The sequence below is a fragment of the Bacillus mesophilus genome (assembly GCF_011008845.1).
GTDB lineage: Bacteria > Bacillota > Bacilli > Bacillales > SA4 > Bacillus_BS > Bacillus_BS mesophilus.
In genome coordinates this window covers 1-11,210 of record NZ_JAAIWM010000018.1, presented here as the reverse complement: position 1 = coordinate 11,210, position 11,210 = coordinate 1, and the positions used below count along the sequence as shown (strand labels likewise).

Genomic DNA, 11,210 nt, shown 5'->3' with positions numbered 1-11,210 from the left:
GAAGACAAAGTTAAAGGACCTGAGTCCCGTTGAATACAGGTCTCAGGTCCAACAAGCTGCTTAAAATATAATGTCTAACTTTTTTGGTTCACTTCACATCGTCGATTTTTTTTTATGGACAATTTCTGTTTCATCATAAAAGATATTCCCGTTTCGTAGGATGTAGGGAAGGGAGGGATTTCATGGAGACTCCATCATTTTATGAAGAGCAGAAAATCGAAAAGGACAGCTATTATTTATTTGCCTGCTTTGACCACTTTAATGCCAGATTACGAATTATGGATTATCGCGGAAATTTAATGGATATCGTGAATGATGTGATCGACCTTTCTACTAATCATAATTATACTAAGGCCATTATCTATTCACGCCGTGAGCATGTTCATGTTTTTGTAGAAAAAGGATTTTTATTAGAGGCGATCTTTGAAGGGTATTTTCACGGCAGTCATGCTTATGCTTTAACCATGTATTTTGATCCTGACAGGAAGTATAATGAGTCGTGGGTCAAAGAGGATGAAATTTTGCACAAGGTGCTAAACCCAACAAATAATACCATGCAAAAACAACTTCCTCAGGATTATGAACTAAGAAAAGCAGTCCCTACAGATGCTGAAAGATTATCGGAGCTTTACAGTGAAGTTTTCGAAATTTATCCCACCCCTTTAAATGACCCCATGTATATTCAAAGCTTAATGAAAAGTAATGCCATTTTTCATATAATTGAATATAAAGGAACTATTGTGAGTACAGCCTCTGCTTATATAGATCGACCTTATTATAATGCTGAAATATCAGACTGTGCGACTATATCAGAGCACCGGAAGCATGGTTTAATGAAGCATCTAATTGTCAGTCTTGAAGGTGAACTTCGAAAAAACAGGGTTTTTTGTGTATACTCTATGGCCCGTGCCTTATCTTATGGAATGAACCAGGCCCTACACCAATTAGAATATAAATATAAAGGCAGAATGACGAAAAACTGTTATATATTTGATAAATTAGAGGATATGAATGTATGGGTAAAGGATTTATCCTAGGAGGAAAGTGATGAATTTGTGCAGGATCCTGCTTTGAGCACAAAATCTTAAAAAATTGTCTTTATTTAGCTCCAGCCCCCAGCCCCTCGAGGGAAAAAAGGAAATACACTTTTTTCCTAGGTCAAATAACCCCCGAAGAATAAAAGGGAAGACACCCTTTTTTCTTCCAGGAACATTTGCTTGTCGGGGCGCTTATGCTTTTCTTAATTGAAAACGTTTACATCGTGATAACCGTTTAGATGTCCCTCACATATACTTATGTAAAGTTAGTAAAAAGGAGGGTTTATCGTGAAACATGATGTATTTAAACCAAGTCGTCACTGGAAGGATATAGAACTCTGGAAGGGTGTCACTGAGGAACAATGGAATGATTGGTTGTGGCAATTAACGAATACAATCCGAACCTTGGATGATTTACGAAAGGTAATTGATCTAACACCTGAAGAGGAAGAGGGTGTTAAAATTGCCACCAAAACAATACCGCTTAATATTACTCCCTATTATGCTTCACTAATGAATCCACAAGATCCAAGATGTCCAATTCGCATGCAGTCCGTGCCTCTTTCGAAGGAAATCATGAAAACCAAATATGACTTAGAAGATCCACTTCATGAGGATGAAGATTCTCCTACTCCTGGATTGACACATCGTTATCCAGATCGTGTTTTATTTCTAGTAACCAATCAGTGTTCCATGTACTGCAGATATTGTACAAGAAGAAGGTTCTCGGGACAAATAGGCATGGGTGTACCAAAGAAACAATTGGACCAAGCAATTGCCTATATTAAGAGCAACCCTGATGTACGAGATGTACTTATTTCGGGTGGAGACGGTTTATTAATTAATGATCAAATTCTAGAATACGTCTTGAAAAATTTACGTGATATTCCCCATGTAGAAATCATTCGAATTGGCACTCGAGCACCGGTCGTGTTTCCACAAAGAATTACCGAAAAGCTCTGTGAAATACTCAAGAAATACCATCCAGTCTGGCTTAATACACATTTCAATACATCCATCGAAATTACTGAGGAATCAAAAAAAGCCTGTGAGATGCTAGTAAATGCGGGTGTGCCAGTTGGAAATCAGTCCGTAATCTTGGCAGGGATAAACGATAGTGTCCCGATCATGAAAAAGCTCATGCATGATTTAGTAAAAATCAGAGTAAGACCTTACTATATATACCAGTGTGACCTATCAGAGGGAATTGGACATTTTAGAGCACCTGTCTCAAAGGGATTAGAAATTATGGAAGGCCTTAGAGGGCACACGTCTGGTTATGCAGTCCCGACCTTCGTTGTCGATAGTCCTGGAGGTGGTGGAAAGATTTCTTTACAGCCTAATTATTTGATTTCACAGAGTGCGGATAAAGTGGTGTTGAGGAATTTTGAAGGAGTAATAACTTCTTATCCAGAACCACAGAACTACGTGGCAGGTACGGCAGATGATTATTTCAAAGGGGTTTATCCTGATTATGAAAAATATAAGTCTAATATAGGGATTGCTGGTGTCATGAACGACCAGAAGTTTAATCTGGTGCCAGAAGATTTACAGCGACTAGATCGAAGAGAAAAGTATCAGGAGGATCCGACCCATTCTTCCCTAAAAGATAAACGAGATAAACGAGATGAGATGAAGGAAAAGAAATTTAAGGTAGAACAGAAGAAGTACTCTGAAAGGCCGACTGCTAATGAGTAGGGAAATAACTTGCGAGTGGTGTGGGGCTGAGGCGACAATAGGTAGCGGGACCGTTTATTGGGAGTTGCCTGATGGGACAAGAGCAATTGAGATTACGGAGGCACCTGCAGTTGTTTGTTCGGATTGTGAGATGGTGTATCAGACAGATGAGGTGACGAAGGAGATTGAAGATCAATTGTTTTTGGTGGATACGAAGAAGATTGGTAGTTCGATAGGATTTAAGGAATTGATGGAAATGCCTCGATTGTTGAAGAGGAATTATTTTGATTTTTCTTCTTAATATATATTAAGGATAATGGCACTCAGTGATGGGTGCCTTTGTTATGAAAAAATTTTTTGTCTTGGTATGCGACGCTCCTGGTGGTGGAGGAAAGATCGCTTTACAACCGAATAACCGAATTACTTGATTTCGCAAAGTGCGGATAAAGTGGTGTTGAGGAATTGTGAAGTTCAAATTGTTTTTAACAACTGTTGCAATCGTTCAAATTCAGTTAGCGACTCGCTCTTTTTTTGTGAAGCTATGAACAAACTGTAAGTTTTGTTAATAGAGCAAATATAATGGGTCTTACTTCTTGGCAGGGAGTAAGGCATTACTAGTTTAATAAATAACAAATAGAATTTAAGTTATAAATAAGTGGAGGTATCTAAACAGATATTAAAAGAAGTCACAAACCTATTAAGGTTGTTCTAGGTATATCTTAGTCTTTTAATGGTTATATTTAGAGTTCTTTATAAAGAGGGAAAAGAAGTATTTGAGATACATTCTAATACTACTTTTAATGAACCCCTACTCTTACTGTATATGGAGGTGGTAGGAATAGGTATTAATATTGGAATGTCATTTGAATTAGCGGGGATATTATACTCTACACATATTCAGTGCAATTCCAGTTAAGGTTAGTAGAGGTAACAGAATTTACACGGGAAACAGTATTCTATTTATTAATAATCAGACACGATTTCCTACTGTTTTGACTTTTCTGATTTTCAAAGAAAAACTGTGTTTGACAATTGAATTAAATTTATGGTATTATTAAAAATTTGATAAAAAATAATATGTATGCTAAGATTATATAGGTTACCATATATGGAGGTGGATTATTTGTTTCAAATTGGCGATAACATTGTTTATTCAATGCACGGTGCAGGTACAATTAAATCCATAGAAGAGAAGGAAATATCAGGGGACAAACAACAGTATTATGTCATAAAAATGTTAATAGGTAATATGGAAGTCATGATTCCTATCGGTAAAATATTGAGTTCATATATACGCCCTGTTACTGACATAATTGCATTAAAACAGATCATACACATTTTTCAGCATGGAGAATCAGATAGATTACTGCCGTGGAAACAAAGGTATAAGGTGAACACGGACAAAATAAAAACGGGTAAATTACAAGATTGTGCTGAAGTTGTACGTGATTTAATGCGTATGAAGAAAGAAAAAGCACTTAATACAAGCGAAAAAAAAATGTTAGATAACGCACATGAATTTTTGATTAGTGAACTGGGATTAATTAAAGGGATTACTGAGAGTCAAATAAAAAGTTTCTATTAAGGTTAATTAAGATAATGTATTACATCTCCCGAAAATCCTGATTTTTTGGGAATGTGTTTATTATTAAAAGTAAATCTTTTCAAAGACATTCTACTTCTTCAACTCACCTTCAGAGCATTATCCTCTTTTGTTATTTCTAATCCATTTTTATTATTATAAACTTCTTTTACGAACGCCGATAGAATAGTTACTTGATTTTTGCAATCCTGATTCACACTGGCACGGACAAGGATCCGTAAGGATGAAAGAGAGGTAGGGCTTTCATTGTTTTAGGTACAAACTATATTACTTAAGTCATTATTTCTAAAAGTAACAGTAAAAAAACATCTCACCTTTATCTTTAAGATTTTTTTTCATATACTGAGACAGTGAATAGTAATTGTTTATCTTCTTTACGTAAAAGAGAAAAAACGAATTGGTAACACCATATGGTCAACTAAAAAATGGTTCCCAGACAAGGAAACCATTTTTTATTTTATTTACATTTAACAATCGTAAAAATTACTGGTGATGGTTTTAAATCTTTGTATGAAGGGAAGCGCGTACAATTTGATATTCTAAAAGGACAACGTGGCTCTCAAGCAGAAAACATAATTGATCTCCTACCTCTTTGTAAATATGGGATTGCTAATTTAGTTAAGTTAGTGTTTTTTTATGTTGTTACTATTAGTACGTTTTATTTAATTACGATTTGATAATACGTAGTAAAGGGATACTATGCAATAGAAAGCTGGAATTTTACTCATAATTATCATCATGTGTGATTAAAACTGCAAATTAAAGATGATATAAATCATCTTGATTTGCAGTTGTTTAGTGTCTATCATACTTACTTTAAAAAACGCCGTCCCTACCTTCGTAGTAGACGCTCCTGGTGGGGGAGGCAAAATTTCGTTACAACCGAATTATTTAATTTCGCAAAGTGCGGATAAAGTGGTGTTGAGGAATTTTGAGGGTGTAATAACATCCTACCCAGAACCTCAAAATTATATACCTGGAACAGCGGAAGAATATTTCAAAGGTGTATATCCTAATTATGAAAAGTACAAATCAAATGTTGGGATTTCGGCAGTTATAAATGATAGTAAATTTAATCTTGTACCGGATGATCTTAATCGATTAGATCGGTGACAAAAGTATCAAGAAGATCCAGCCCACTCCTCACTTAAGGATAAACGTGACAAGCGCGATGAACTGAAGGAAAAGAAATTTAAATCCCAGCAGCAAAAATCTACCGAACTTGGTGATCAAGATAAAGTGGAAAATATGAACAATAACTTGTTATCTTCTGATATGATTTTTAGTATGAAGATTTGCGATATTGTGAAGTTCTTAACCTAACGGAGAAAGTATAGTTTAACAAGAAAGAATGAAAGAAGAAATGCTATTCTGACGATGCCTTATAAAGTGATAAAGCAAACGGAGAGACGGGAGGGATAGTTTGAATAAGCTAGAAGATGTTAGTGTGTTTAAAGTAATATTAAAGATATTCCTTATTCATCTAATAGTGATACTCTTTGTGTTTTTTATAGGCTTGGTATTTAATTTACACTACAAAGTCGTAGGTATGGTGACTTCAGGTGTAGTGTATATAAGTATTGTTCTTGCTCTTATGAACACTTTTCACAAAAAAGGTATTATTGTTAATAGGATTTTCGGTAGTGTTAATATAACTAAAAATGAAATGATGAAATACATAGGAATACAGCTATTATTTGTTTTGTTTTCTATATCAGCCATAATAACAGTTATTAACATAATTAATTTCGCTAATGAAGATTTTATAAGTGAATTCATAAATGGTCCTGATACAAACGTTGTTGAAAATACAGGGTTATTTCTAATTATAGTTGGTTTAATTGTCACCATTACACTAGCTCCGTTAGCAGAGGAATTGTTATTTAGAGGCTTTCTCTTTAACAAATGGGGTGAATCAATTGGATTATTTTAAGCAGCACTTTTGAGTTCTTTTATATTTGCTCTCCTTCATTTTAATAGTGGTTTTATTGGTCATTTTTTCTTAGGAATTCTATATTGTACGCTCTATTTAAAGACTGGAAAACTTATTATTCCTATTATCCTACATAGTTTAAATAACGTTATTGCAGGGATTCCAATAATTTATAGCGGAATTTATTCAACCACCTCTTCATTTAGTGCCAATGATATGAAAGAATATATTAATCAAATAATAACATTGTTAACAATTGGAACGACTTTATTTGTTATGCTAATCCCTTTCATTATTTATATATTACATAGGTTGTATCCAAAACATGTATCTTTAACCCCCTACTTAAACAATCAAATTTCAAATTAATTTAAAAGGGAAAATATAATAAAGAGCTATAGGGTGCGTTGATCCCAAGAAAGGATTAATGCTATTTTTCTTGAATCTATTCGACTAAAGGGAGGTTAGTATAATAAGTTTATGTATAGAAGGGCACAAGTTCCAAAGAGGATTTATGCCCTTAAAGAGAGGTGAACATATGCAGATATTAGATAATATTTTTAAGATGAAATTTATAGTAATTATTTCTCTTGTGAATTTTATATTCTTTTATTTTATTCAACTAAATTTAAATGTTGGTATACATTTTGGTGAATTTCTAATTTTCCCGTCAATACTTTCCCTTATCCTTTCAGTATTAATCGGTTTTCTATTGTACTTTGTTCATATGAAAAGATTAAATAAAACAAAGTATTTTATTGTAATTGCTGAAATCCTAATCACTGTTGTAGTAATGATTGAACTCTATGAAATACTCACCTTTATCCTGTTCTTCGAATCTTAGAATTTATAAACAGTTTATTTATCCATGATATAACGTGCTTCCTGTTAAATATTTGTATAAGAAACAAACGATACCTACACCTAAGATAAGAAGCAATGTATACATAAAAGGTAAGATACTCGGCTCCTCCCAAGAATTATCAATCAAAAGCATATTAGCGTTATATGACGATATATTTATAGAAATCACTCAACTAAAGGGTAAGGTTAGTTCAATAACGAAACATTAATAAAGTATTAATCCCAAGGAGGATTAATGCTTTTTTTAGTGAATACATTACAAATATTGCGTATTACTAAATCAGGAGGAATTCATGGAGAATATCAGTCAGATGATTGAATTGGTAGAGTTAAACGAAGACAATCTAGAAAATACGGGATGTTATTGTCTTCGCAGTAAGCCAAAATCAAAAGGTTATACAAATAAAAACAATTGGATTAAAGGAAGATTCAATGAAGGCTTAAAATATATAAAAGTAATGGATGATAACAAACCAGCAGGCTTTATAGAATATACTCCAATTGAGTATTCTTCAAGAGCTGTCTATGGTGATAATTATTTGGTTATTCATTGCTTATGGGTAAATGTTATAGGAAAAGGATATGCTTCAAAATTGATTGATTATTGTATTCAAGATGCAAAGAAACAAAACAAGAATGGAGTAATCGTCATTACAAATCCAGAAACTTCATGGACACCAAGTAAAGATGTTTTTATAAAAAATAACTTTATTGAAATTGAACAAGCTCCTTATGGTTTTGAATTACTTGTATATAAATTTGGGGATTTGCCAGACCCTTATTTTCCAAAAGATTGGGATGAAAGGTTGAAAAGATTTAACGAATTAACAATTTTACGAACGCAGCAGTGTCCATTTGTAGATATAGCAACTGATAATGTTATAGAGGGAGCAAACAAATTAGATATAAAGGCAGAAATTATTGATTTAAAGGACAGAGAAGAATTGTTGAAACTTTCACCTACACCTTATGGTATCTATGGAGTAATTTATAAAAATGAATTGATTTCATTCCATAGACTTACGGTACATTCTGCAATGAAGAGACTAAAAGAATTAATCTAAATCATCTATATAACTGGGCGATTCTTGAAGATTATCTTATTGAAGTAAACCAGCTAATAGTTTGTCAATATTTTTCAATAAAAACTTAAAATCTATCATGCTATACTAAAAAAGGGCATGCTAAATAACCTTCCGCCACCTAACTTTTGGAAAGTTTTTCTTTACTTAGTTAGAAGTTCTAATTATTCTATATCTTGGAAAGTGGTTTTATTTTTTAATATGGCGAAAATCCAGTGTAGGAGCTTGTTAACACAAGCAATTACGGCTACTTTATAAAGTTTGCCTTCACTACGCTTCTTGTCATAAAACTCTCTTAATCTCTTGTTTCTTGGGATAATTTCATCGGTTGTTTTCTTTGTACGACAGTCACGGATACCAGAACGAACAGCCATGTATAAGGCATGCCGTAGCCTTCCTGAACCACGTTTTGTTATGCGAACGAGAGTAGCCTTAAATTTTCCTGACTCAAACACCTCTGGATCCACTCCAGCGAATGCGACAAGTTTTTTCGGGTGATTAAACCGATCTATCTCACCAATCTCAGAAATGATTGTTGCTGCAATCTTTTCTCCGATACCAGGGATGGATTGGATAATCTTATATTCTTCAATATCTTTAGCGAGAGTATCTATAGTAGCGTCCAACTCTGATAGATGCTCTTTGTATTGAAGAAGCATACTTATATACATACTAAGGCTCAGTAAGTGACTATTATATAGAGTCTTCTGGAATGGATTTCTTGTAGCTGCTGCCTTTAGTGTTTTGGCTTTATCTAATGCCCATCTTCTAGACCGACTATTACATAACTCCTTAATCCTATCAGCCAAGGCATCTTCATTTACTGCTAAAATATCTTCTGATGAGGGATATTCTTGTAAAAGACACAAAGAAACAACCGAATACAAGTCACCAAAAACACCTCTATATTCAGGAAATATTTGATCAAGTACAGCTTGAAATTGGAGTTTTGTTTGAACATACATTCCTGTAATATTGTCATGTTGTCTTGTGAGATTACGAAGATTCAAGAGTTGTATTCCACGCTTTTTATACGGCTCCAGGTCCTCTTTGTAGTAAAGCTCACAGAGGCGATAGGCATCAACGGCATCCGTTTTAACTTTTCTCAAGCTAGAACTTTTCGCTCTATGAGAGATTAGTGGATTAACAATGATTAATAAATACTGATGATTCTCAAGAAACTGCACAACTGGTACGTGGTAATGTCCTGTTGACTCTAAAACTACAGGTGGATTAATACCCGTTTCAGATTTTAAACCTCTCAGAAAATCGAGTAACGATTTAAGACCATCAAGATCATGTTTAATACTAAAACTTTTACCGTAAGGTTTTCCCTTATCTATAAATGCTTGAACCTCACTCTCACCCTTAGATATATCCAGACCAACGACTGGATTCATAATAAGTCTCCTCCTCATAAATAATCTTGCCAGTAACCCCTATTCCTCCTAGTAGTATCATAGCTTCGCTTGTTATACGAGATCTCAGTCCCAACCAGCCTCAAACATGTTTCTATTAGTAGGGGGTGAACGGTTTACTTCACGGGATCGAATTGAAAAAGGAAAATTTGCTTGTTAAAGAGGACTATTTTCCATAACTAGACAGATGGCCAATGTCGTTTGACATGGAGCCTCTACGAACACGAATACCTTGCCAAAATGCCAACAATTAATAAATCACTGGCAAGGACCAAGAGTTTGCCATGTTCGCCTCTCCATGTAAAACGCACAGCTTTAGCAATATAAGGTCCCCAAAGGCCAAGCGAGAATTTCACCTTGTTATCATTCAAAAAGTCCCAGGGGAAGGGACGTTCTACCCTGGCTACTGTTATAATAAAACCATATAAAAAATGGTCAACCAGAAATATTTAGCATTCTGGCTAACCTTATAATACGAACGGAAAGGATTGTTAGATAAGATATTAGAGATACATATAATAAAGTTAAATGTTGACGGAGGTGTAAGAGAATGGATATGAGTAGTTTTATTTTACATGGAGATATTCTCTCGGTTGAAGTTAAAATAAACGGAAGCGAGTATAGGTTCGTTGTACAATGGAAAGCACCTACAAAGCCTTATGGTGATACCTGGGTATTGAAATCTTATGCAAATATGTTGACTGGAGAAAAGGATTTATCGGAGGAAAAAATCGCAGAGTTTTTAAACACTATTAATGCAAATTGGAATTGGCATATGGATGATTTTAGAAAGTAGATATTGAACTAACGGAGGTATTGATCTATTGCAGGATTAATGCCCCTTTGTGCTGAACCTACTAATTAAGCTAAAGGAGGTTAATTGAACTAGAAGGATCTCTTTTACTTTATAGTAGGACTAGTTTTATCGAGGGTTTTAGCATTGCTAGATTTTATTGTGGGGGAAATATCCTTATGAGAATTACAAAAGGAGTTATAGTCGGAATTATTTTTGGTTTTGGTTTATCGTTTAGTATTTCATTTATGTTTATGTTGTTTGCACAGGGGTTTGCAGGCGGCTTTACATCTATATTTGGTGAGGTCTGGATTTATTACGCAACGATTGTTCCCTTTATACTAACCTTTGCGATATTAGGTTATTATTTCACAAAACAAGAAAAGGTATCAAATAAACAACTCTGGTCATTAAGTCTAATGTCGGCACTTTTTATCACACTTTATAGTGGAACTATTGGTGCTTTATTTGGAGAGTGGGTTGTAAGAGGTGGAAGTCTTAGAACGTATGTAGAAGGCGGGTATACAGGCGTTAATGTAGATGGCGTTTTATTGGCGGGAGTAGTATATGCCTTTATTTTACTTCCATTGACTACACCACTGGCACGTCTGATAATCCAAGCGTTCTTGGAATTACTTAAGAAATATAAAATATTATTTTAAACAAACCAGTGCGATTACTGAACAAGCAGCCGCCCTTTGTTCAAGTAAACCAGCTAATAGTTTGTCAATATTTTTCAATAAAAACTTAAAATCTATCATGCTATACTAAAAAAGGGCATGCTAAATAACCTTCCGCCACCT

The 11,210-nt window shown here is 34.3% G+C and carries 10 protein-coding genes and 3 pseudogenes; 12 read left to right on the top strand and 1 reads right to left on the bottom strand.

The window, feature by feature from the left end:
• Positions 1-182: 182 nt before the first annotated feature.
• From ablB to G4D63_RS21470, 10 genes and pseudogenes are all read left to right on the top strand, one after another.
• Positions 183-1,037 carry a putative beta-lysine N-acetyltransferase gene (gene ablB / locus G4D63_RS21520; protein ID WP_163182112.1) on the top strand — a complete coding sequence of 285 codons (855 nt, stop codon included), beginning with the start codon at positions 183-185 and terminating at the stop codon, positions 1,035-1,037.
• A gap of 288 nt (positions 1,038-1,325) precedes the next feature.
• Positions 1,326-2,735 (top strand): lysine 2,3-aminomutase, encoded by a 1,410-nt coding sequence (gene kamA / locus G4D63_RS21515; protein WP_163182111.1) that lies wholly within the window; start codon positions 1,326-1,328, stop codon positions 2,733-2,735.
• Positions 2,728-3,015 carry a YokU family protein gene (locus tag G4D63_RS21510; RefSeq protein ID WP_163182110.1) on the top strand — a complete coding sequence of 96 codons (288 nt, stop codon included), beginning with the start codon at positions 2,728-2,730 and terminating at the stop codon, positions 3,013-3,015. The genes kamA and G4D63_RS21510 overlap by 8 nt, the downstream gene beginning before the upstream one ends.
• Positions 3,016-3,079: 64 nt before the next feature.
• Positions 3,080-3,187: pseudogene (locus tag G4D63_RS21505) on the top strand (lysine 2,3-aminomutase); the annotation flags it as partial.
• 650 nt (positions 3,188-3,837) lie between these two features.
• Positions 3,838-4,299, top strand: coding sequence for a CarD family transcriptional regulator (locus G4D63_RS21500; protein ID WP_204559250.1), 462 nt, complete (start codon positions 3,838-3,840; stop codon positions 4,297-4,299).
• A gap of 443 nt (positions 4,300-4,742) precedes the next feature.
• A complete protein-coding gene (locus G4D63_RS22205) occupies positions 4,743-4,994 on the top strand; it encodes a cold shock domain-containing protein (protein WP_163182108.1) in 252 nt (83 codons plus the stop codon).
• A gap of 148 nt (positions 4,995-5,142) precedes the next feature.
• Positions 5,143-5,640, top strand: a pseudogene (locus tag G4D63_RS21490) (hypothetical protein); the annotation flags it as partial.
• A 226-nt stretch (positions 5,641-5,866) separates the two neighbouring features.
• A pseudogene (locus tag G4D63_RS22320) lies at positions 5,867-6,619 on the top strand (lysostaphin resistance A-like protein).
• 169 nt (positions 6,620-6,788) lie between these two features.
• A complete protein-coding gene (locus G4D63_RS21475) occupies positions 6,789-7,094 on the top strand; it encodes a hypothetical protein (RefSeq protein ID WP_163182105.1) in 306 nt (101 codons plus the stop codon).
• A 313-nt stretch (positions 7,095-7,407) separates the two neighbouring features.
• Positions 7,408-8,178, top strand: a complete 771-nt coding sequence (locus tag G4D63_RS21470) for a GNAT family N-acetyltransferase (RefSeq protein WP_239586048.1) — start codon at positions 7,408-7,410, stop codon at positions 8,176-8,178.
• A 182-nt stretch (positions 8,179-8,360) separates the two neighbouring features.
• Here the strand turns inward: G4D63_RS21470 and G4D63_RS21465 are convergent, their stop codons facing one another.
• Complete coding sequence (locus G4D63_RS21465; RefSeq protein WP_163182104.1) at positions 8,361-9,596, bottom strand: IS110 family RNA-guided transposase; 1,236 nt, start codon at positions 9,594-9,596, stop codon at positions 8,361-8,363.
• A gap of 568 nt (positions 9,597-10,164) precedes the next feature.
• Here G4D63_RS21465 and G4D63_RS21460 point away from each other — a divergent pair.
• Positions 10,165-10,410: a hypothetical protein gene (locus G4D63_RS21460; protein ID WP_163182103.1), complete on the top strand. Its 246-nt coding sequence runs from the start codon at positions 10,165-10,167 to the stop codon at positions 10,408-10,410.
• A 176-nt stretch (positions 10,411-10,586) separates the two neighbouring features.
• On the top strand, positions 10,587-11,069 hold the full coding sequence (locus G4D63_RS21455) for a hypothetical protein (RefSeq protein ID WP_163182102.1): 483 nt from the start codon (positions 10,587-10,589) through the stop codon (positions 11,067-11,069).
• Positions 11,070-11,210 lie beyond the last annotated feature (141 nt).